This is a genomic window from Ensifer sp. 38_S197, assembly GCF_056924495.1.
On the sequence record NZ_JBXOVZ010000002.1, the window covers coordinates 872607 to 895000 of the forward strand.

Here is a 22394-nt window from a genome sequence, read left to right on the forward strand (position 1 = left end):
GAAGATCCTGAAGCTCAGTCGAGGCGCATGGCGATGCCATGCTCCGCCATATAGCGCTTGGTTTCGCCAATGCTATAGGTGCCGAAGTGGAAGATGGAGGCGGCGAGCACGGCGGTTGCGTGGCCATCGCGGATGCCCGCGACCATGTGGTCGAGGGTCCCGACGCCGCCGGACGCGATGACCGGCGCACGAACGGCGTCGGCGACCGCGCGGGTGAGCGCGATGTCGTAACCGCTCTTCGTGCCGTCGCGATCCATCGAGGTCAAAAGGATCTCGCCGGCGCCGAGGTCGACGACGCGGCGGGCGAACTCGAGCGCGTCGATGCCGGTCGGTTGCCGCCCGCCATGGGTGAAGATCTCCCAGCGGTCCGCTTCGCCGTCCTTCGATACCTTCTTGGCGTCGATCGCGACGACGATGCACTGGTTGCCGAACTTGTCGGCCGCTTCCGCGACGAACTCCGGGTTCTTCACGGCGGCGGTGTTGATCGACACCTTGTCGGCACCGGCGAGCAGCAGCTTGCGGATGTCCGAAACCTGCCGCACGCCGCCGCCCACCGTCAGGGGCATGAAGCACTGCTCGGCCGTGCGGGCGACGACGTCGAAGATCGTCTCGCGATTGTCCGAGGAGGCGGTAATGTCGAGGAAGCAGAGCTCATCGGCGCCGGCGGCGTCATAGGCGCGTGCCGCTTCCACCGGATCGCCGGCATCGATCAGGTCGACGAAGTTGACGCCCTTGACCACACGGCCGTCCTTGACGTCGAGGCAGGGAATAACGCGGGCTTTGAGGGTCATGGTTTCACGCCTTTCTCGCGGCGCGGATCAAGTCCAGCGCCTCCTGCGGGTCGATGCGGCCGTCGTAGAGTGCGCGGCCGGAAATGGCGCCTTCGAGCTTGCGTGCTTCCGGCGCGACCATGCGGCGGATATCGTCCATCGAGGCGAGACCGCCCGACGCAATCACCGGGATGGAAACCGCCTCCGCGAGTTCCAAGGTCGAGGCCCAGTTGATACCGGTCAGGATGCCGTCGCGGTCGATGTCCGTATAGATGATCGCGGAGACGCCGGCGCCTTCGAACTTCTTCGCAAGCTCGATGACACCGAGCTCGGAGGCCTCCGCCCAGCCTTCGACGGCGACCTTGCCGCCCTTGGCGTCGATGCCGACGGCGACCCTTCCCGGGAATTTGCGGCAGGCTTCGATCACGAGCGCCGGGTCGCGCACGGCGACGGTGCCGAGTATGACGCGGGCGAGCCCGCGCGACAGCCAGTTTTCGATATGCTCGAGCGTGCGGATGCCGCCGCCGAGCTGCACCGGATTGCGGGTCGCCTTGAGGATCGCGTCAACGGCAGCCCCGTTGACCGTCTCGCCGGCAAAGGCACCGTTCAGGTCCACCACGTGCAGCCACTCGAAGCCCTGCTCTTCAAAGGCGCGGGCCTGGGCTGCCGGGTCGGGGTTGTAAACCGTCGCCTGGTCCATGTCGCCGAGCTTGAGGCGCACGCATTGCCCGTCTTTCAGGTCGATCGCGGGAAAAAGGATCATGGGTCTGTCCAATCAGTCGTGCGAAAGCTCAGGGCTTCCAGCGCAGGAAATTCGAGATGAGGGCGAGGCCGAGCGCCTGGCTCTTTTCCGGGTGGAACTGCGAGCCCGCCTTGTTGCCGTTGGCGACGAAGGCCGTGACCGGACCGCCGTAGTCCGCCTCGGCCACCACGTCGTCGGCGTTCTCGGCCGCCAGGTGGTACGAATGCACGAAATAGGCATGCAGACCGGTTTCGCCAACCCGGATGCCGTCAAACAGCGGGTGCTCGCGCTTGAGCTTCAGCGTGTTCCAGCCGATCTGCGGGATCTTCAGCGACGCGTCGGAAGGCGTCATTTCGACGACGTCGCCGGGAATCCAGCCGAAGCCGTGCGTGATGGTTTTTTCCAGCCCGCGCGAGGACATCAGTTGCATGCCGACGCAGATGCCGAGGAACGGCCGTCCCGCCTGTTCCACGGCCTCGGTCAGTGCCTGCTCCATGCCGTCGACGGCGGCAAGGCCGCGGCGGCAATCGGCATAGGCGCCGACACCCGGAAGCACGACGCGGTCGGCGCTCGCCACTTGTTCCGGTTTGTCGGTAAGGTCGATCTCGGCCGAAATGCCGGCTTCGCGAGCGGCCCGTTCGAAGGCTTTGGTGGCCGAGCGCAGGTTGCCCGAGCCGTAATCGATGATGGCGACGCGCATCAGCGTTCTCCGTAGGTATCAAAAAGGCCGAGACCGGGTCCGCCGTTCGAAGGCTTGCGTGCGGTCCAGTCGGCCGGGGAGGGTGGGGCCGGCTTCTTCTCGCTCGAAGCCACGCTCGTGAAGTAGATCTCTTCGGCCGCCGCCAGGTTCGGAGCAGGAACGATGGAACGCAGCGTCCAGTCGCGGGCCGTCAGGCTGCGCGCCACCAGAACCGGTCCTTCGAGCGCGACGAGCAGCCGCAGCGCGAACTGTACCAGCACCGATGCGAGGAAACCGCCTGCGACGTTCGAGAGCGAGATTAACGAAATCTGCAGAACGGCAACTGCGATTCCGATTATCCATTGCCGCTTGGCGAGAAGCCAGAGCGCCGGAAACAGAAAGGCCATCCAGGAAAAGCCATCGGCGACGAAACGCGCACGCTCGTCATTGGCGCGTGCACCCGGTGGGGTCAGGATCATGTAAGAAGCCATGAGTTCAGCCAGTGACTAGATCACGATGATCTTGGGTCGACTCGACCCAAGATCATAAACGTGGTCGCTTCTAACAGGTTAGAGCGGGATGCGGGCGGAAAACCGCACACACTTTTCCTCATCCCGCTCTGGCCGCTTAGGCAAGGGTCCCCTTGGTCGAGGGGACGCGGCCGGCCTGGCGCGGGTCGATTTCGGTTGCCGTGCGAAGCACGCGGGCGACGGACTTGAAGCAGGTCTCGGCGATATGATGGTTGTTGGCGCCGTGGATGTTCTGGATGTGCAGCGTGATCCCGGCATGCTGGGCGAGCGCCTGGAAGAATTCGCGCACGAGTTCCGTATCGAAGGTGCCGATCTTCGGCGAGGTGAAGGTCACGTTCCAGACGAGGAACGGCCGGCCGGAAACGTCGACCGCTGCGCGCGTCATCGTCTCGTCCATGGCAAGGTCGAGCGAGGCGTAGCGGGTGATGCCGCGCCGGTCTCCGAGCGCCTTGGCAATGGCCTGGCCGATGGCGATGCCGGTGTCTTCGACCGTATGGTGGTCGTCGACATGCAGGTCGCCGTCCGTCTTGATCTCCATGTCGATCAGAGAATGGCGGGCGAGCTGGTCCAGCATATGGTCGAAGAAGCCGATGCCGGTCGAAATCTTGGCGATTCCGGTGCCGTCGACGTTGACCGATACGGATACCGCGGTTTCGTTGGTCTTTCGCGAAACCTGTGCGGTGCGGCTGGACGTGGCTTCTGCCATCAGGCTCTCCTGTATGCGCCAGTGCGATGAGGAAAGTCCGTGCGGTCTCCTCCTCTCGCGCTCGCTTGCGATCTGGGCCGCTCCTTATCAGGCAAATGCTCAAATATCCAGAACTTGAGCGCCCGATTCGAATCATCCGACACCGGGCCCCGAACGAAGATTGCGCCTGCGGCAGTTGCCATTTGCAAATGTGTCTGCCGTACTTACATAGGCCTCAAGCAACCAGGCTCGTGTCACGAGCCGCAACGCCCCCAAGTAAACGCCCTAAATGTCTGGGGCCGACAGGTATCTTCATGAGTGAACACAATCCCTACGGAACGATGCATGCGACGACCATCATCACGGTACGCAAGGATGGCAAGGTGGTGATGGCCGGCGACGGCCAGGTGAGCCTCGGCCAGACCGTGATGAAGAGCAACGCCCGCAAGGTGCGGCGCCTCGCCAAGGGCGACGTCATTGCCGGCTTTGCTGGCGCGACCGCCGATGCCTTCACGCTGCTCGAAAGGCTTGAGGCCAAGCTTGAGCAATATCCGGACCAGCTCATGCGCGCGGCCGTCGAGCTAGCCAAGGACTGGCGCACCAACAAGTATCTGCGCAACCTCGAAGCGATGATGCTGGTTGCCGACAGGTCGATAACGTTGGCGATCACCGGCAACGGTGACGTTCTCGAACCCGAGCATGGCACGATCGCCATCGGTTCCGGCGGCAATTACGCCTTGGCCGCGGCGCGCGCCCTGATGGACAGCGACAAATCGGCCGAGGATGTCGCCCGGCGGGCGCTGCAGATCGCCGGTGACATCTGCGTCTATACTAACCACAATATCGTGGTGGAGACGCTGGATGCCGAATGACCAGCCGCATGTCAGCTTCGTGCCGGTGGCCGATGGTCACCTCTCGATGCTGCATGCCTGGCTGAGCGAACCGCATGTGCGGCAATGGTGGGGCGACCCGGACAAGGAAGTGGAGCTGATCCGCGAAGGTTGCGCGACCGGAGAAGTGGAAGGCTTCATCTTCCATCTGGCCGATAAGCCGGCCGGTTACATCCAGTCCTGGACCCCCTCGCAATATGACGAGGAGCCTTGGGCAAGGGATCTGCCGGCCGATGTGCCCGGCGTCGACATCTTCATTGGCCCGCCCGAGATGACGGGCAGGGGTGTCGCGTCGCTCGTCCTGAAAGCCTTCGCCGGAAGGCTCTTTGCCGCCGGCGCTTCGCGAATCGTGATCGACCCCGATGCAGGCAACCGCAGAGCTGTCAGTGCCTACACCAAGGCCGGCTTCGTGCCCTACGCAGAATGGATAGATGCGTCCGGTCGCACGCTCCTGATGGAGCTGACACGGACCGAGTTTGAGAGGACTAGATGAGTACGTTTTCACCCAGAGAGATCGTGTCCGAGCTCGATCGCTACATTATCGGCCAGAAGGACGCCAAGCGCGCCGTGGCCATCGCGCTTCGCAACCGCTGGCGCCGCCAGCAGCTCGGCGACGAGCTGCGCGACGAGGTGATGCCGAAGAACATCCTGATGATCGGCCCGACCGGCGTCGGCAAGACCGAGATTTCAAGGCGCTTGGCCAAACTCGCCGGCGCGCCCTTCGTCAAGGTCGAGGCGACCAAGTTCACCGAGGTCGGCTATGTCGGCCGCGATGTCGAGCAGATCGTCCGTGACCTCGTCGAGGTCGGCATTGGTCTCGTTCGCGAGAAGCGCCGCGCCGAAGTCAAGGCCAAGGCCCACCAGAACGCCGAAGAGCGCGTGCTGGACGCGCTGGTCGGCGCGACGGCCTCGCCGGCGACGCGCGATTCCTTCCGCAAGAAGCTGCGCGCCAACGAGCTTGACGACAAGGAGATCGAGGTCGACCTTGCCGACACCGGTACACCCGGCGGTTTCGAGATCCCGGGCATGCCCGGCGCCAACATCGGCGTGCTGAACCTCTCGGAGATGTTCGGCAAGGCCATGGGCGGCCGCACGAAAAAGGTCAAGACGACGGTCAAGGCTTCCTATGAGCTGCTGATCAATGACGAGTCGGACAAGTTGCTCGACAATGAGCAGATCCAGCGCGAGGCGGTCCGAGCAGTCGAGGACGACGGCATCGTCTTTCTCGACGAGATCGACAAGATCGCCTCACGAGAAGGCGGCATGGGGGCGGGCGTGTCACGCGAAGGCGTGCAGCGGGACTTGCTGCCGCTGGTCGAAGGCACGACGGTTGCGACCAAGTACGGGCCGGTCAAGACCGACCATATCCTCTTCATCGCGTCCGGCGCCTTCCACGTGGCCAAGCCCTCGGATCTCCTGCCGGAATTGCAGGGCCGCCTGCCGATCCGCGTCGAGCTTCGTGCGCTGACCAAGGAAGACTTCCGCCGCATCCTGACGGAAACGGAAGCCAGCCTCATCCGACAGTACAAGGCGCTCCTGGACACGGAAGAGGTCAAGCTCGACTTCACCGACGACGCGATCGACGCGCTCGCCGATGTGGCCGTGCAGTTGAACGCCACAGTCGAGAACATCGGCGCCCGCCGATTGCAGACGGTGATGGAGCGCGTGCTGGACGAGATCTCGTTCAACGCGCCCGATCGCGGCGGCCAGGAGGTGACGATCGACGCCGAGTATGTGCGCAAGCATGTCGGCGATCTCGCCGCCAACACCGATCTGTCACGCTACATCCTGTGACATTTGGGTCGAAGGCGCGGGCAAACGCCCGCAACCCTGAATATGCAGGCGCCTGTCTCTCGACAGGCGCCTGCATTTTTTCTAACACGGACGTGCATATTGATCGTGGTCCGGGCATTTTTCCGACATGATCTTGGCGTAGGAGCCGCGCCGCCGACCGAGGCCGCCTCCACCATTCACAGGAAGAAGAGATCGTGCGTTTCACCGCCTGCATGCTCGCTATCGCCACGTTTTGCCTGACCGCAAGCCAGACAATCGCAGCGACCGCCGTTCCGCCGGGAAACCGCAATGTCGAGCAGCCCGGCATTCCCGGCGCTTCCGTGCGCCGCACCAAGGCCGGCCGCACCTCCTTCGATGCCAAGTTCGAGAAAGTCCGCGATCTCTTGGCGACCGACAAGCAACTGATCAGCAAGATCAAGTCCGTGTCGCGCGCCTATGGCATCGCGCCGATCCATATGGTCGGCGCCATCGTCGGCGAGCACACCTATAATGTCGACGCCTACGACCGGCTGCAGTCCTATTACGTCAAGGCGGCTGCCTACGCCGGCAACAGCTTCCAGTTCGGTTATGACGGCGAGACGGTCGCGGAGTTCGTAACCCGGCCGCAATTTTCCGAGTGTGGCGCCAAGAAGGGCGCCTATGCGCTCTGGAGCTGCCGCGAGCGCGTCTGGGACAATGACTTCCGCGGCAAATCGGTCGGCGGCAAGTCCTTCCCGAACAACCGCTTCAGCGCCGTTTTCTTCCAGCCCTTCTTCGCCGGCCAGACCTTCGGCCTCGGCCAGATCAACCCGCTGACGGCGCTGATGCTGACCGACATGGTCGCGAAGACCTCGGGCTACGACCGTCTCGACGAGAACAATGCCGCCGGCGTCTACGAGGCGATCATGGATCCGGACGTCTCGCTCGCCTATATGGCGGCTTCGATCCGCCATTCGATCGATGCCTACAAGTCGATCGCCGGCCTCGATATTTCTGGCAATCCCGGCATCACCGCGACGCTCTACAATGTCGGTAATCCGGACGGCCGCGCTGCGGCCCTCGCCGCCAAGATCCAGAGCGGCCAGGCGCAATGGCCGGAGGAAAACTATTACGGCTGGCTCGTCAACGACAAGCTTGCGGAGCTCGAAAACCTGCTGTGATTCACGTGAAGCACTTTCCTTGATTGCGCCGTAAAAACCTGAAATCATTGGCGCAATCGAGAAAGGCAATCACCATGGACATGCGTCCGGAGCCCTTCGAACCGCCGGCTCCCGTTCCTCGAGTGGGCATCCCTTCCTACCTGAAGATCATCAGGACGGTCTTACGCAATCCACTCGAATTGTGGGGTGAGCCGTCCTACACCTTGCCCTGGATCGAGACGAAGTTCGTCACCCAGCGCACGCTGATCGTCAACGATCCCGGTCTCATCCGCCACATCCTCGTCGACAATGTCGGCAACTACGAGATGTCGAAGGTTCGCCGGCTGATCCTCAGGCCGATCCTGCGCGACGGCCTGCTGACGGCCGAAGGCGAGGTCTGGAAGCGTTCGCGCAAGGCCATGGCGCCGGTCTTCACCCCGCGCCACGCCAAGGGTTTCGCCGGCCAGATGTTGCGAAGCGCCGAAGCATTCGTCGAGCGCTATGCCGGCGCCAAGACGGCTCCGTTCACGACCAACATCGCCAACGACATGACGGAGCTGACCTTCGACATCCTTGCCGAGACCTTGTTTTCCGGCGAAGTCGCCGTCGAGCGGGACGGGTTCGTCCAGAGCGTCGAGGAACTCCTGCACCGCATGGGACGCGTCGATCCGATGGACATTCTGTTGGCGCCGGAATGGGTGCCGCGCCCGACGCGGATCGGCGGCAAGCGGGTGATGAACCGTTTTCGCTCGATCGTATCCGAGACCATGGCGCTTCGGCGCCGCAAGATGGCGGCGGACCCCGAAGGCACGCCGAAGGATTTTCTGACCCTGCTCCTGGAGATCGAGGGCAGCCAGGGCCTTTCGACAGCCGAGATCGAGGACAATATCCTGACCTTCATCGGTGCGGGGCACGAGACGACCGCCCGCGCGCTCGCCTGGACGCTCTATTGCATCGCCAACACGCCCGCCTATCGCGAGACGATGGAGGCGGAAATCGACGCCGCGATCGCGAGCGGTGCCGATCCGGTCGAATGGCTCGGCCTGATGCCGCATGTGCTTGCCGCCTTCGAGGAAGCGATGCGGCTCTATCCGCCGGCGCCTTCGATCAACCGCGCTGCGATCGAGGAAGACGAGTGGACCTCTCCGTCAGGCGAGCGGGTGCGTATACCCAAGGGCATCGCGGTGCTGATCATGCCGTGGACCTTGCATCGCCACGTGCTCTACTGGGACAAACCGCGCGCATTCATGCCCGAGCGTTTCCTGCCGGAAAACCGTGAGAAGCTTCATCGTTACCAATATCTGCCCTTCGGCGCCGGCCCCCGCGTCTGCATCGGCGCCACCTTCGCCCTGCAGGAGGCAGTGATCGCGCTCGCGGTGCTGATGCACCGCTACCGCTTCGACCCGACCGAGGAGACGAACCCCTGGCCGGTGCAGCGGCTCACTACTCAACCGCGGGGCGGGTTGCCGATGAGGGTGTCGGCTCGCTGAAGGTCTTGCCCGGGATCGGCGCCTGGACCGAGCGCACCGGCGAATCGGCCGGCTTCGGTTGTTGCAGTTGTTTCGACGGTTTCTTGATCGTCTTGATCTGGGCGCAAGTAGCGTCGCCGACATTGTCGCACGGCTTGTAAACGACGATCTCGCTTCCGGCGCCATCATCCCAGACCGCCTGGATCGTCAGCGACTTCGCGGTATCCGCCGGCAACGAGATATAGACATACTCCGCCGTCTCGTCGGCCGGCAGGTTGAAGGGGATCTGCGGGTTGCACTTCGCCAGCGGGAAGCGCCGGTCGAGCGCGTCCGAATTGATCGAATAGCGGATTTCCGATAGCCGGCAATGCATCGTCTGCAAGGCGGTGAAATAGATAAGCTGCCGGTCGTCATAGTTGCGGAACTGCACCCAGCCGGTCTGCTTGTTGGCGTCGAGCATCGCCTTGTAGATCGCGACGTCGGGAAGCTGCGGCTTGTATTCTTCTTCCTCCGCGTCCTGCGCCTGGGCGAGGTTCAGCGGAAGCCAGATGAAAGCGGCCGACAGGAGCCAGACGAAAACAGACAGACGGCGGCCTTTGAGCATGCGCAGGTGTCCCGATCTTTTGATCCGTGTCGCCCAGTTGATCATCGATGTCTGCGGCACGATGGTTTTCTCTTGAAATATGTCATATCACCGCATCGATCCCCATTGAACCCGGGGCCTTGCGCCCCGCGCGAATTCCGGACTGCGCCAATTGACCTCTCATTTTCTTCTCGGCATCGACACCGGCGGCACCTATACCGACGCCGCTCTCTTCTCGGAGACGCAAGGGGTCGTCGCCAAGGCCAAGGCACTCACCACCCGCCACGATCTTGCGGTCGGAATTTCCGGCGCGGTCGAGGCGGTTCTCGATCAGGCGAAAGTGCCGGTTTCCGCGATCAGCATGGTCTCGCTGTCGACCACGCTTGCCACCAATGCGCTCGTCGAAGGGCAGGGTGGCCGCGCCGGATTGGTGATGATCGGCTTTGGCCCTGACGATCTGAAGCGCGACGGCCTGCTGGAGGCGCTCGGCTCCGATCCGGTGATCTTCCTGCCCGGAGGGCACAATGTGCACGGCGGCGAAACCCCGCTTGACATGAGTGAGCTCGACGCTGCCCTGCCGGTGCTCGCCGCACAGGTTTCTTCCTTCGCCATTGCCGGCTATTTCGCCGTCCGGAATCCGGATCACGAAAAGCGCGTCCGCGACCGTATTCGCGAAGTTTCGCATCTGCCGGTGACCTGCAGCCATGAACTGTCTTCGAAGCTCGGGGGCCCGCGCCGTGCCTTGACGACGCTGCTCAATGCCCGGCTGGTGTCGATGATCGACCGGCTGATTGGCTCCTGCGAAGGTTTCCTGAAGGCGCGCGGCATTGACGTGCCAATGATGGTGGTGCGCGGTGACGGCGCCCTGATCTCGGCGGAAGAAGCGCGCCTGCGCCCGATCGAGACGATCCTTTCCGGCCCGGCCGCGAGCCTCGTCGGCGCAAGGCACCTGACCGGCCTCGACAACGCCGTGGTTTCCGATATCGGCGGCACGACGACCGACGTCGCGGTTCTCGAAGGCGGTCGGCCGCGGCTTGACGCCGAAGGCGCCGTTGTCGGCGGCTTCCGCACCATGGTCGAGGCGGTGGCGATGCGGACCTACGGCCTCGGCGGCGATTCGGAAGTGCGCATCAACGACCGCGGCCTGAAGGCAAAGATCGACCTCGGTCCGCGCCGGCTGATGCCGCTCAGCCTGGCGGCCGCGCTGCATGGCGACGCTGTCATCTCGGTGCTCGAAAAACAGATGCGCGCCCAGCATAGCGGGCGCCACAATGGCCGATTTGCGGTTCGCACCGGCCTGCCGGACTATCTCGCGAGCGGCCTGCAGCCGCAGGAGCAGGCGCTTTATGAGCGAATCGGCGCCGTGCCCGTTGCGCTGGAGACGCTGCTGGTTTCGACCCCGCAGAAGGCGACGCTCGATCGCCTGGTGGGGCGCGGCCTCGTCCATATCTGTGGTCTCACGCCGTCGGACGCCATGCACGTGCTTGGCCGGCAATCGCAGTGGAACCTCGAGGCGGCGGACCTTGGCATTCAGCTTGCGGCGCGCACGCGCGACGGCTCCGGCCAACCCATCGCGTCCTCGCCGGAAGCGATGGCGCAGATGATCGTCGACCGGCTGACGCGGCAATCCTCCGAAGTCATCCTGCAGGCCTGCCTTGGCGAAGATGGCGCCGGTGCCATTGATCCCGCCGTCTCGCAGGCTGTCGACCGCGCGCTTACCCGCACGCCGGGCATCGTCCGTTTCTCGCTCGGTCTCGACCGTCCGCTCGTCGGCCTCGGTGCTTCGGCGCCAGTCTATTACCCTGATATCGCCGAGATGCTCGGAACGGAAGCCGCCATTCCCGAGGAGGCCGGCGTCGCCAATGCCGTTGGCGCCGTGGTCGGCCAGGTCAGCGCTACGGTCACGGTCTTTGTGACGATGCCGGAGGAAGGCATCTTCGTCGTCAACGGCGCCGGGACCAGTGAACGCTTTATCGATCAGGAGCAGGCTTTTGGTGCCGCTCGTCGGCGGGCCGAGGCGGTGGCGCTGGAGACGGCGCGCACCAATGGAGCGGACGATCCCGCATCGCTGCTGCGCGAGGAAATAGACGCACCGGAAGTCGAGGGCAGCCGCAAGCTGATCGAGGCCCGGTTCATCGCGTCCGCCAGCGGCCGACCCCGCATCGCCCACGGCTGATCTTTTCCATTCCGGAAACAATTCTTCGCATCCTTGCAGAATTGACAGGGAATGAATTGGTGAGAAACTGCCGCCGTTTCACGCGCGCAATGCGTCTGGGCTGGTCCGCGATCGGCTTCAGGCGCAAGATCGACACATGTCGGGGCGTTCATCGCATCCGTTGGGAGCGGTGGCGCTCCTCTCGTCTATTTCAAGGAGTTGGCAGATGGACCGCATTGAGAAGTTTGGGTTGAAGATAGATGCGGGTCTCCATCGCTTTCTGGTGGAAGAGGCGATGCCGGGCACCGGCATCGATGCCGAGCATTTCTTCGAGCAGTTTTCCGCTCTCGTGCACGACCTGGCCCCGAAGAACCGGGCGCTGCTTGCCAAGCGTGACGATCTCCAGGCCAAGCTCGATGCCTGGTACAAGCAGAACGGCGCACCCAGCGACATCGAAACCTATCAGGCCTTCCTCCGAGATATCGGCTACCTGCTGCCGGAAGGCGGTGATTTCAGCGTTTCGACCGCCGATGTCGATCCGGAGATCGCGACGATCGCCGGCCCGCAGCTCGTCGTTCCCGTCATGAACGCGCGTTATGCGCTCAATGCCGCCAATGCGCGCTGGGGCTCGCTCTATGATGCGCTTTACGGCACGGACGCGATTTCGGACGCCGATGGCGCGGAAAAGGGCCGCGGCTACAATCCCAAGCGCGGCGCCAAGGTTATCGCCTGGGCGCGCGATTTCCTCGATGCCAGCGCCCCGCTGGCGAAGGGAAGTTGGGCCGACGTCACCTCGCTCAAGGTTGCGGGCGGCGCGCTGACGATCGGGCTCAAGGACGGCTCGGACACGGCGCTGCGCAATGCGGCCCAGTTCGCGGGCCATTCCGGTTCGCAAGGCGCGCGGTCGGAGATCGTTCTCCGGCACAACAATCTGCATGCGATCGTTGTTCTCGACACCTCCACGCCGATCGGCAAGGAGGATCCGGCCGGCATCTCCGATGTCATTCTCGAATCGGCGATCACCACGATCATGGACTGCGAAGATTCGATCGCCGCCGTTGACGCCGAGGACAAGGTCGTCGTCTACAGCAACTGGCTCGGCCTCATGAAGGGCGACCTCGAGGAGGAAGTTGCCAAGGGTGGCAAGACCTTCATCCGTCGCCTCAATGCCGACCGTACCTATGAGGCAGCAAGCGGCGGTACGCTGTCGCTCCCCGGCCGCTCGCTGATGCTGGTCCGCAATGTCGGCCACCTCATGACGAATCCGGCTATCCTTGATCGCGACGGCAAGGAAGTGCCCGAGGGCATCATGGATGCCATGGTCACGGCTCTGATCGCCCTGCACGATATCGGTCAGGGCGGCCGGCGGATGAACTCCCGCGAAGGGTCGATGTATGTCGTCAAGCCGAAGATGCATGGGCCGGAAGAAGTCGCCTTCGCCTGCGAGATCTTCGCGCGCGTCGAAAAGGCCCTCGGCATGCCCGCCAACACCATGAAGATGGGCATCATGGACGAGGAGCGCCGCACGACGGTCAACCTCAAGGAATGCATCCGTGCCGCCCGCGAGCGCGTCGTCTTCATCAACACCGGCTTCCTCGACCGCACCGGCGACGAGATCCACACCTCGATGGAAGCAGGCCCGATGATCCGCAAGGGCGACATGAAGCAGGCCGCCTGGATCGCGGCTTACGAGAACTGGAATGTCGATATCGGTCTGGAATGCGGCCTCTCCGGCCATGCCCAGATCGGCAAGGGCATGTGGGCCATGCCTGACCTGATGGCGGCGATGCTCGAGCAGAAGATCGCCCATCCGAAGGCCGGCGCCAACACCGCCTGGGTTCCGTCGCCGACCGCGGCGACGCTGCATGCGACCCATTACCATCGCGTCAACGTTGCCGAAGTTCAGGCAAGCCTGAAGAGCCGGAGCCGCGCCAAGCTCTCGGACATCCTGTCGGTGCCGGTCGCGGTTCGCCCGAACTGGACGCCGGAGGAAATCCAGCGCGAACTCGACAACAACGCGCAAGGCATCCTCGGTTACGTCGTGCGCTGGGTCGACCAGGGCGTCGGCTGCTCGAAGGTTCCCGACATCAACAATGTCGGCCTGATGGAAGACCGCGCGACCTTGCGCATTTCCGCTCAGCACATGGCCAACTGGCTGCATCATGGCGTCGTCACCGAGGGCCAGGTCGTCGATACGATGAAGCGTATGGCCGCCGTCGTCGACGGCCAGAATGCCGACGACCCGCAATATGTGGCGATGGCCGGCAACTTCGACGGCTCGATCGCCTTTCAGGCGGCGCTCGATCTCGTTCTCAAAGGGCGCGAGCAGCCGAACGGCTACACCGAACCGGTCCTGCATCGCCGCCGGCTGGAGTTGAAGGCGCGCAACGCCGCCTGATTCGCCACTGGCGTCTAAATATCGGACCAGGGCCGTGTGTTCGTGCGAACGCACGGCTCTTTTTTCAAGCGCGGTCCCGGCTTAGATACGCCCGCCCAGTCGTCTCCGCCGGGGTCTAAAATTCGGCCCAGCCGTCTGTGGCGAGCGCGGCGTTGCCCTGTGTTGCATAGGCGGCTGGCCGCCGTGTTGCCTGGGCAACGGGCCGGGCCTGGTCGCGGATTGCGGCTGGAGCAGCTACCGGGGCAGGGGGCCTCGATCCGGCCTTTGCCTGCGTCTCGCCGGTGAGGATGAAGCGTCCGATCAGGTCACGCAGATTGGTGCCCTCCTGCGCCAGGGTGGCGGAGGCGGCATTGGCTTCTTCGACCATCGCTGCGTTCCGCTGCGTCACCTGATCCATCTGGTTGACGGCAGTGTTGACCTCACTCAACCCCACAGATTGTTCCCGGGCGGACGTGGCGATTGCGGCCATATGTTCGTTGATGGTGATCACATGCGCCTCGATCGTCTGCAGCGCCTCGCCGGTGTCGCGCACCAGACGCACGCCGTTTTCAACCTCCTGGCTCGATGTGCGGATGAGATCCTTGATTTCCTTTGCCGCCTTGGCCGAGCGCTGGGCGAGTTCGCGCACTTCCTGGGCAACAACGGCAAAGCCCTTGCCCGCTTCGCCGGCCCGCGCCGCTTCGACGCCGGCGTTCAGCGCCAGAAGATTCGTCTGGAAGGCGATCTCGTCGATCACGCCGATGATGCTGGAGATCTGGCTCGACGATTCTTCGATCCGCCGCATCGCCTCGACGGCATTGGCGACAACGACGGCGGATTGGGCCGCACTGGTCTTCGCTTCGCCGGCGACATCGCGCGCCTCTTCCGTGCGTCTGGAGGAGTTGCTGACATTGGCGGTGATCTCGTCCAGTGCCGCGGCCGTCTCTTCGAGCGACGCGGCCTGCTGTTCGGTCCGTTTGGATAGGTCGTCGGCACTCTGGCTGATCTCGCGCGTACCCATGCCGATGTTCCCGGCACTGTCGGCGACGGCCAGCAACGCGTCGTTCAACTGTTCGGCTGCCTTGTTGAGGTCATGCCGCAACTGCTCGAACTCGGTGGCAAAGGGCTCATGCAGTCGGACGGCGAGATCGCCATTGGCAAGCCGCTGCAGCCCGCCGCCGAGACCGGCGGTCGCTTGCGTCAGCCGCTGCTGCGCGTCCTGTTCCGCCTGTCTTTGTACGCGAATGCGCTCTGCCTCGCTGGTGCGGCGAGTTTCTTCCGCCTCCGCCTGCAGTCGCAGATTCGATCGCGCGGCCTCACGGAAGGACTGGATGGCGCGGGCCATGTCGGCGACCTCGTCCTTGCCGTTCACCGGCTCGTCGGCATCCTCGACGTGGCCGTCGATCAGCCGGCGCATGGCGGCAATCTGGCGGCCGAGCGGTCCGACGACACCGCGCAGCACGACAAGGAAGGTGGCGGCGGCAAGCGCCATGACGAGAACGATGATGGCAATGCTGAGCGTTTGCACCGTCTCGAACTCGCGATGCTTGGCTTCAAAGGCCGTGCCGGAAAGTTCGACCTGCAGGTCCGAGATCTTGGAGATCGTCGCCGTCAACGGATCGATCGTCGCGTAGAGCTTGTCGCGCACGAACGTATCGAGTGCCTTCTGGTCCTTGCTGGACAGAATTTGAGTGAGCGCCGTGATCGAATCCATTGCAACGATCATCTGGCTCCGTGCATTGTCGACGAGTCTCCGTTCCTCGTCGGTCATCGAAGTCGCCGCATAGGCATCCCAGTTGGACTTGATCGTTTCCCGTGCGGCATTGACCGAGGCAAGCCCGCTCTCCATCGATTCGTTGCCGTTGCGAACCTTATGGGCGGCATCGACGATCGAGACTGCAAAGGCGTCGGAAGTCGCCTTGAGGTTCTTTAGCGGCACGATGCGATCAGCATAGACCGCATCCATCATGCCGCTGGTTTTCGACAGCGTGCTCTGGCTGTAGGTGGCGATGCCGATGGCAATGGATGATAGAAGCGCAATCGCGCCGATAAGCTTGGTCTTGATCAGCATGCCAGTCCCTCCCGAGCGGAATTTCTTGGGCACACTGTTTCTATTGTTTAGATAACGCTTACTTAATAAGGGACTGAATTCAGGTCGAAATTGAACTTTTCCGCGTCACGTCGGCCAGTCTTCGCGACCCTGATTTGAGGGCGTTTTCGAACGGCAACTGTGCGTGGCTGACGCGCTTCGTTGCAGCATCGCAATGCCGGCAAATGGTGGTTGAGTGCCGACGAAAAAAGCCGCCGACGGCTGTCGGCGGCTTCGGATGCGCTGGTGTGATTCGGTTACTGCTGGACGACCACCCGGGCGTTCTTGCCGGGGCGAACGCGCGAGTAAAGATCGATGATGTCCTGGTTGATCAGGCGGATGCAGCCCGACGATGCGGCGGTGCCGATCGAGGACCATTCCGGCGTGCCGTGCAGACGGAACAGCGTGTCCTTGCCTTCATCGTTGAAGAGGTAGAGCGCGCGGGCGCCGAGCGGGTTCTTGAGACCCGGACCCATGCCTTCCTCGACATATTTGGCGACTTCCGGCTTGCGCTCGGCCATTTCCTTCGGCGGATGCCACATCGGCCATTCCTGCTTCCAGGCGATGTAGGCTTCGCCTTCCCATGCAAAGCCGGCCTTGCCGACGCCGATGCCGTAGCGCACGGCCTTGCCGCCGGGCAGCACGTAGTACAGGAAGCGATTCGGCGTGTTGACGACGATCGTTCCGGGGCGTTCGCTGGTGGTGTAGTCGACGATCTGGCGATGGTAACGGCTGTCGACCTTGTTGATCGGAATGGCCGGCAGCGCATAGCCGTGATCCTCAACTGCGCCATATTCGCCGTTAAAGATCTGATTCGTAGCGATCTTTTCCGCTACGGGAGCAGGTTCGTTGGCAGCAGTCTCGGGCTTGGACGATGTCGTCGAGCAGCCGGCAACGGCCAGTGTCGCCGCGAGGCTGCACAAGAGGAAGGCATTGCGGAAGCGCATGGGGGTCTCTTAAAAAGAAGCGAAGTAAAACTGGGTCGCCGCGACCAACAGTGAGACCGGTTATTTTCGATTAGTTTGTGCTATGCAAGAGATTGCGCGGCCACAATTTGGCTAGAAAGTGCAAATTCCATGACGCTTGCTTTTTTGCAACAAAATGGCCGGCTCAAAGGGAGCCCGGACAGATGACAATCCTCTCCATCCATGGCGACAACCCCCTGATTGACGGTCGTCAATCGAATCGCGCGATGATGGTGCGCCGCGGTGTGCAGCGGCTTTTTGCCGAACTCCGCCATTCGGTGCTGCCCGAGTTGACGCTCGCGAGCGGAAGGCGCGCCGACCTGATCTCGCTGTCGGCCAAGGGCGAGATCTGGATCGTCGAGATCAAGACCTCGATCGAGGATTTTCGAGTCGACCGCAAATGGCCGGAATACCGGCAGCATTGCGACCGGCTGTTTTTCGCGACCCATGCCGGCGTGCCGCTGGACATCTTCCCGGAGGATTGTGGCCTGCTGCTTTCCGACGGTTACGACGGACACATCGTTCGCGAGGCGCCCGAGCACAAGCTGCCGCCGGCCACACGCAAATCCGTCCTGCAGCTCTTTGCCCGCACGGCGGCGCAGCGGCTGATGCTGGCCGAATGGGCGGCCGAGCGCAGCGGCGAGCTCGGCGATTCGATCGGCGACATTCTCTCCGGCGGCCGCGACTGATCCCGCAGCAATTGAGGAAACGTCCAGAGCGGCTTTCCGACCAGGATTGCTCCACCTAATCAAGAGCAATCCCAGAAGTGTGAAGCGGTTTTTAGCCCCGAATCGGTTGAGGCGATTCGCTTACTTCGGCGCGCGCTTGGCGAGAATGCGCTGCAGGGTGCGGCGATGCATGTTGAGCCGGCGTGCCGTCTCCGACACGTTGCGCTCGCACATCTCATAGACGCGCTGAATGTGCTCCCAACGCACCCGGTCGGCCGACATCGGGTTCTCCGGCGGCTCGACGCGCTCGCCCTGGCGCTGAACGAGCGCCGCGAAGATGTCGTCGGCATCGGCCGGCTTGGCGAGATAGTCGACAGCGCCGAGCTTCACGGCGTTTACGGCGGTGGCAATGTTGCCGTAGCCGGTCAACATGATCATGCGCGTGTCGTCGCGCCGCCCGCGGATCGCTTCGATCACGTCGAGGCCGCTGCCATCGCCGAGCCTCAGGTCGATGACGGCATATTTCGGCGGGTTGCCCTTGGCCTTGGCGATGCCTTCTGCGACCGATTCGGCAATGTCGACCGAAAAGCCGCGGGCTTCCATGGCGCGGGCCAGGCGCCTGAGGAAGGGCGCGTCGTCGTCGACGAGCAGCAGGGTGCGGTCCGGTCCGATCAGTTCGGCGTCCTGTGCGGGTGTGCTGGGCGAAGCTGTCGATTTGTCAGTCATTCTGGCAATCCTTGAGCGAAAACTTGCGCTTTCGCCGAGATCATAGGTTTCTTCTACAGCGCCGCGCGTCTTAAAAGACGCGCAAAGGTCACTGTAGCACTTTGAATTACTGCATAATTTTGCCCCTAAATCGATTCCGATCTAAAAAATTATGCGGTAGCCTCGTTCAATAAACTGCGAAATGTCATTTCGCCAGTTTCGTATCCATCAGGGCGCGCGGCCATTCGACGCTGACCCGGGCGCCCGGCCTGTCCGGTCCGCCGTTTTCGAAGCGTAGGCGCGCGCCCGAACGTTCGAGCAGCGTCTTCGCGATGAAGAGGCCGAGCCCGAGGCCGCCGGCGCTGTCGTCCTTCTGGCGCCGCGTCACATAGGGTTCGCCGATGCGTTGCAGGATATCCGGGGCGAAGCCGTCGCCATCGTCCTCGATCGTCACTTTCACGCGGTCGGCCGTATGTTCCACGGTCACCGTCACTTCCTTCTTGGCATAGTCGACCGCATTTTCGAGCAGGTTGCCGAGCCCGTAGAGAATGCCGGCATTGCGGTTGCCGACCGGCTCGGTGGTGCGGTCGCCTTTCTCGATGAGGTTGATGTGGATGCCGAACTCGCGATGCGGCGCCATCACCTCTTCGATCAGCGAGGACAGAGGCAGCAGCCGCATGTGTTCCTCGCTCTCGGAGGAGAGCGTTGTCAGCCTTTTGAGAATATCCCGGCAGCGCTCGCTCTGGCTGCGCAGCAGATGCACGTCCTCGCCGAAACGCGGGTCGTTGCCGAGTTCGCGCTCCATTTCCTTGGCGACGACGCTGATCGTCGCAAGCGGCGTGCCGAGCTCATGTGCCGCCGCCGCCGCCAACCCGTCGAGCTGCGACAGGTGCTTTTCCCGCTGCAGCACCAGTTCGGTTGCCGTCAGGGCTTCCGAAAGCTCGCTCGCTTCCAGCGAGACGCGGTAGGTATAGAAGGCGGCAAAGGCCGTCATCGAGACGATCGCGAACCAGATGCCGGCGGTCAAAACCCGCGGCATCAGGAGAACCGTGCCGGGATACCAGGGCAGTGGGAAGGGCGAGAAGGCAAGCGCGGTGATCGCGATCACCGCGAGGCCGGCAAGGATGATGCTGTGCGATTTCGGCTGCGACGCCGAGGAGATGATGACGGGAACGCACAGAAGCGGTGCGAAGGGATTGGTCAGCCCGCCGGTGATGAACAGCAGCCCCGTGATCTGCGCGAGATCGAGGCCCAGCAGCGCGAAGGCGGCCGGGGGCTGCAGTCGGTGCGTCGGCGGATAGCGCAGCGTTACATAGGCATTGACCAGTGCGAGGCTCGCGATCAGCACCAGGCAGGAAATCAGCGGCAGCGGAAACTGCAGCCAGAAAGCCGTGATGAGGACGGCGATTGACTGGCCTCCGACGGCAAGCCAGCGCAGGCGAACGAGCGTCTGCAGGCGCAGGCTTCGGTTGCTGGTCTGATCGTTGTTGTGTTCGAGCGAAACTGTGGTCATTCGTTCCTGCATTCCGGTCGTCGATCGTGCCGCTTCATGTACCACGCGGCTTTGCCCGTGTCGTCGGCATCGCATTGGCCGGATCTTCGGGCCATGGATGTTTCGGATAGCGGCCGCGCATGTCGGCGCGCACGTCGCGCCAGGAGCCCGCCCAGAAACCGGGCAGGTCGCGCGTCGTCTGGATTGGGCGATGTCCGGGCGAAATCAGTTCGAGCAGCAGCGGCAGGCGGCCGTCGCCGATCGCAGGGTGGGTTTTGAGGCCGAAGAGCTCCTGCACGCGAATCGACAGAAGCGGCTCGTCGCCGTCATAGTGGATCGGGTGCCTTTGCCCGGTCGGCGCCTCGAAATGCGTCGGCGCAAGCCTGGCGAGTTCCCGCTGCCGCTCGTGCGGAATGAGAGAGAGCAGGCCGTCCGACAGGTTGGACGCCTTGATGTCGGCGATCGCGGTGACGCCATGCTGGAAGGGCACGAACCAATCGTCGAGGCGGTCGAGCAAGGCCTGATCGGAGACATCCGGCCAGGGGTCGCCGATCGAGCGGTTGAGGAAGCCGATGCGGTCGCGCATCTGCATCGCCTCCTTTGAGAAGGGCAGAACCGCGAGGCCGAGCTGGCGCACGCCATCGGCAAGCGCCCGCGCGGCGGCTTCGCCGGTCGGCCTGGCGAGAGGCGCCTCCTCGAAGATGATCGCGCCAAGCCGCGTCACACGGCGTGCGCGCACCTGCCGGCTCTGTCGGTCGAAGAAGCTCTGGTCTTCGCGGGTGATCGCCTCGGGCATATGCGCCTCGACCTCGGCACGTGTCAGTTCGGCGGCTGCCAGCACCCGCTGGCCGCCGGCCCGGCCGGTCAAGTCGGCGACGACAAGCATCGGCGCGGCCGCCAGCCGTTCCGTCTCCGGGATTTCCGCGCCGCGTCCGTTCGCCATCACGTATCGGCCGCGGCCACCGCGCTGAAGCGCAATGCGATCGGGGAAGGCGTGCATCAGCAGGGCGCCCGGCTGGATCGGTTCGCTCGACCTTGGTGCGCCCTTCAACTCGGCCGCCATGCGGCGCGCGAGATTGCGCGTGGCTTCGGCGCGGTCGCCGCGCTCCTGGCGGAACCGGCGCAGCCGATCCTCGAGGTCGATGCCGTTGCCGCCGAGGCCCTGTTCGGTAAGCATGACCGCGAGCAGGCACGCGGCCTCGGCCTGGCCCTCTTCGGCCGCGGCGACCGCCATCGCCGCCAGGCGTGGGGGCAGGGCCAGATCGCGGATCTTGCGACCTTTCGCCGTCAGTGCGCCGGCCTCGTCCAGTGCCCCGAGTGCGCTCAGCAGTTTCCGTGCTTCCGCAAGCGTCGTTTCCGGCGGCGGATCGATGAAGGCAAGCGTCGTCGGATCGCTGACGCCCCAATGGGCGCAGTCGAGCAGCAGGCCCGAGAGGTCGCTGGCCAGAACCTGCGGCGGCGTGAAGGCGGCAAGTGCCGCCGTCTGGCCGCTGTGCCAGAGACGGATCGCGATGCCGGGCTCGGTTCGTCCGGCACGGCCGGCGCGCTGGTCGGCGGAGGCACGCGAAACCCGCACCGTTTCCAGCCGGGTAATCCCTGTCGCCGCCTCGAACACCGGCAGGCGCTGCAGGCCGCTGTCGATGACGATGCGCACGCCGTCGATGGTGATCGAGGTTTCGGCGATCGAGGTGGCGAGCACGATCTTGCGGGTACCATTTGGCGCCGGACGGATCGCCGCATCCTGCTCTTTCTGGGTCAGGTTGCCATAAAGCGGCACGATCGCGGTGCCGGCATCGAAGCGATCCTGGAGGCGCGTGGCGACACGGGTGATCTCGGCCTGGCCGGGCAGGAAGGCGAGGATGGAGCCGTCTTCCGTGCGATGCGCCTCGACAATGGCACGCACCATGGCATCTTCGACACTCTCACCGCCGCGATCCTGATAGCGAATGTCGATCGGATAGCTGCGGCCCCGGCTCTCGATGACAGGTGCGCCGCCGAGCAGCTCGGCGACGCGTTCGACATCGAGCGTTGCCGACATGACGATGATCCTGAGATCATCGCGCAGTGCCGCCTGAACGTCGAGTGCCAGTGCGAGGCCGAAATCCGCGTCGAGCGAGCGCTCGTGGAATTCGTCGAACAGCACGGCCGCGACGCCCTTGAGTTCCGGGTCGTCAAGGATCATGCGGGCGAACACGCCTTCGGTCACGACCTCGATGCGAGTCTTGGCCGAGATGCGGTTGTCGAGGCGCATGCGATAGCCGACGGTTTCGCCGACTTTCTCGCCGAGAAGCTCCGCCATGCGGCCGGCCGCCGCGCGCGCCGCCAGCCGCCGCGGTTCGAGCAGGATGATCTTGCCGCCTTTTGCCCAGTCCTGTTCGAGCAGGAAGAGAGGAACAAGCGTGGTCTTGCCGGCGCCGGGCGGGGCCGAGAGCACCGCGGAGGGGCCGGCGGTCAGTGCATGTGCCAGTGCGGGCAGCACCTCGCGAACCGGAAGCGCAGGAAGCTGTGTCGTCACGTCTGGATCTCCGCCCCTCTATGAATGATGGCGCCGCGTGCGGCCGGCCGCATTCGCCGGCACGTGCATAACCATATTTGTTGGTCTGCCCCGCTGCATGGATCGTCATGTCGGGCAGGGCGAACAGTTCGCAACTACGGCAATAGCCCAGCCAAGGGCAAGGCGTCG

General features: G+C 63.8%; 19 protein-coding genes. 8 read left to right on the forward strand and 11 right to left on the reverse strand.

All coding sequences use genetic code 11. The annotated features are described in order from the left end of the window. Positions 1-14: 14 nt before the first annotated feature. The 5 genes from hisF to hisB form a co-directional block, all read right to left on the reverse strand. Complete coding sequence (gene hisF / locus AC1Z3V_RS17340; RefSeq protein ID WP_483500634.1) at positions 15-791, reverse strand: imidazole glycerol phosphate synthase subunit HisF; 777 nt, start codon at positions 789-791, stop codon at positions 15-17. Between the two features lie 4 nt (positions 792-795). Continuing rightward, complete coding sequence (hisA, locus tag AC1Z3V_RS17345) at positions 796-1533, reverse strand: 1-(5-phosphoribosyl)-5-[(5-phosphoribosylamino)methylideneamino]imidazole-4-carboxamide isomerase (protein WP_483500636.1); 738 nt, start codon at positions 1531-1533, stop codon at positions 796-798. A 28-nt stretch (positions 1534-1561) separates the two neighbouring features. Then, positions 1562-2212, reverse strand: coding sequence for an imidazole glycerol phosphate synthase subunit HisH (hisH, locus tag AC1Z3V_RS17350; protein WP_483500638.1), 651 nt, complete (start codon positions 2210-2212; stop codon positions 1562-1564). Further along, positions 2212-2682, reverse strand: a complete 471-nt coding sequence (locus AC1Z3V_RS17355; RefSeq protein WP_483500640.1) for a DUF2628 domain-containing protein — start codon at positions 2680-2682, stop codon at positions 2212-2214. Before AC1Z3V_RS17355 ends, hisH begins: the two co-directional genes overlap by 1 nt. A gap of 136 nt (positions 2683-2818) precedes the next feature. Then, positions 2819-3427, reverse strand: a complete 609-nt coding sequence (gene hisB, locus AC1Z3V_RS17360; RefSeq protein ID WP_483500642.1) for an imidazoleglycerol-phosphate dehydratase HisB — start codon at positions 3425-3427, stop codon at positions 2819-2821. Between the two features lie 293 nt (positions 3428-3720). Between hisB and hslV the strand changes: the two genes are divergently transcribed. From hslV to AC1Z3V_RS17385, 5 genes are all read left to right on the forward strand, one after another. Further along, the gene (gene hslV / locus AC1Z3V_RS17365; protein WP_483500644.1) at positions 3721-4278 is read left to right on the forward strand and encodes an ATP-dependent protease subunit HslV; all 558 of its coding nucleotides are present in this window, start codon (positions 3721-3723) and stop codon (positions 4276-4278) included. Then, on the forward strand, positions 4268-4789 hold the full coding sequence (locus tag AC1Z3V_RS17370; RefSeq protein ID WP_483500646.1) for a GNAT family N-acetyltransferase: 522 nt from the start codon (positions 4268-4270) through the stop codon (positions 4787-4789). The genes hslV and AC1Z3V_RS17370 overlap by 11 nt, the downstream gene beginning before the upstream one ends. After that, on the forward strand, positions 4786-6090 hold the full coding sequence (gene hslU, locus AC1Z3V_RS17375; RefSeq protein WP_483500648.1) for an ATP-dependent protease ATPase subunit HslU: 1305 nt from the start codon (positions 4786-4788) through the stop codon (positions 6088-6090). The genes AC1Z3V_RS17370 and hslU overlap by 4 nt, the downstream gene beginning before the upstream one ends. A gap of 194 nt (positions 6091-6284) precedes the next feature. Next, positions 6285-7229 carry a DUF1402 family protein gene (locus tag AC1Z3V_RS17380; protein WP_483500650.1) on the forward strand — a complete coding sequence of 315 codons (945 nt, stop codon included), beginning with the start codon at positions 6285-6287 and terminating at the stop codon, positions 7227-7229. A 74-nt stretch (positions 7230-7303) separates the two neighbouring features. Next, positions 7304-8698: a cytochrome P450 gene (locus AC1Z3V_RS17385; RefSeq protein ID WP_483500652.1), complete on the forward strand. Its 1395-nt coding sequence runs from the start codon at positions 7304-7306 to the stop codon at positions 8696-8698. On the opposite strand, the gene AC1Z3V_RS17390 is transcribed toward AC1Z3V_RS17385, so the two are convergent. Continuing rightward, the gene (locus AC1Z3V_RS17390) at positions 8652-9281 is read right to left on the reverse strand and encodes a hypothetical protein (RefSeq protein ID WP_483500654.1); all 630 of its coding nucleotides are present in this window, start codon (positions 9279-9281) and stop codon (positions 8652-8654) included. The two genes, AC1Z3V_RS17385 and AC1Z3V_RS17390, sit on opposite strands and share 47 nt — an antisense overlap. A gap of 151 nt (positions 9282-9432) precedes the next feature. On the opposite strand from AC1Z3V_RS17390, the gene AC1Z3V_RS17395 reads away from it, so the two are divergent. Both AC1Z3V_RS17395 and AC1Z3V_RS17400 read left to right on the forward strand, forming a co-directional pair. Continuing rightward, a complete protein-coding gene (locus AC1Z3V_RS17395) occupies positions 9433-11436 on the forward strand; it encodes a hydantoinase/oxoprolinase N-terminal domain-containing protein (RefSeq protein WP_483500656.1) in 2004 nt (667 codons plus the stop codon). Between the two features lie 205 nt (positions 11437-11641). After that, positions 11642-13813 (forward strand): malate synthase G, encoded by a 2172-nt coding sequence (locus tag AC1Z3V_RS17400; protein ID WP_483500658.1) that lies wholly within the window; start codon positions 11642-11644, stop codon positions 13811-13813. 115 nt (positions 13814-13928) lie between these two features. Here AC1Z3V_RS17400 and AC1Z3V_RS17405 read toward each other — a convergent pair whose 3' ends face one another. Both AC1Z3V_RS17405 and AC1Z3V_RS17410 read right to left on the reverse strand, forming a co-directional pair. Further along, the gene (locus AC1Z3V_RS17405; RefSeq protein ID WP_483500660.1) at positions 13929-15863 is read right to left on the reverse strand and encodes a HAMP domain-containing methyl-accepting chemotaxis protein; all 1935 of its coding nucleotides are present in this window, start codon (positions 15861-15863) and stop codon (positions 13929-13931) included. 275 nt (positions 15864-16138) lie between these two features. After that, complete coding sequence (locus AC1Z3V_RS17410; protein ID WP_472952347.1) at positions 16139-16828, reverse strand: L,D-transpeptidase; 690 nt, start codon at positions 16826-16828, stop codon at positions 16139-16141. A gap of 182 nt (positions 16829-17010) precedes the next feature. On the opposite strand from AC1Z3V_RS17410, the gene AC1Z3V_RS17415 reads away from it, so the two are divergent. Beyond that, the gene (locus AC1Z3V_RS17415) at positions 17011-17535 is read left to right on the forward strand and encodes an MmcB family DNA repair protein (protein WP_483500662.1); all 525 of its coding nucleotides are present in this window, start codon (positions 17011-17013) and stop codon (positions 17533-17535) included. Positions 17536-17655: 120 nt separating this feature from the next. On the opposite strand, the gene AC1Z3V_RS17420 is transcribed toward AC1Z3V_RS17415, so the two are convergent. The 3 genes from AC1Z3V_RS17420 to hrpB form a co-directional block, all read right to left on the reverse strand. Further along, on the reverse strand, positions 17656-18240 hold the full coding sequence (locus AC1Z3V_RS17420) for an ActR/PrrA/RegA family redox response regulator transcription factor (protein WP_057252080.1): 585 nt from the start codon (positions 18238-18240) through the stop codon (positions 17656-17658). Positions 18241-18424: 184 nt separating this feature from the next. Next, positions 18425-19732 (reverse strand): ActS/PrrB/RegB family redox-sensitive histidine kinase, encoded by a 1308-nt coding sequence (locus tag AC1Z3V_RS17425; protein WP_429818696.1) that lies wholly within the window; start codon positions 19730-19732, stop codon positions 18425-18427. Between the two features lie 34 nt (positions 19733-19766). Next, positions 19767-22226, reverse strand: coding sequence for an ATP-dependent helicase HrpB (gene hrpB / locus AC1Z3V_RS17430; protein ID WP_483500665.1), 2460 nt, complete (start codon positions 22224-22226; stop codon positions 19767-19769). Positions 22227-22394: the final 168 nt, after the last annotated feature.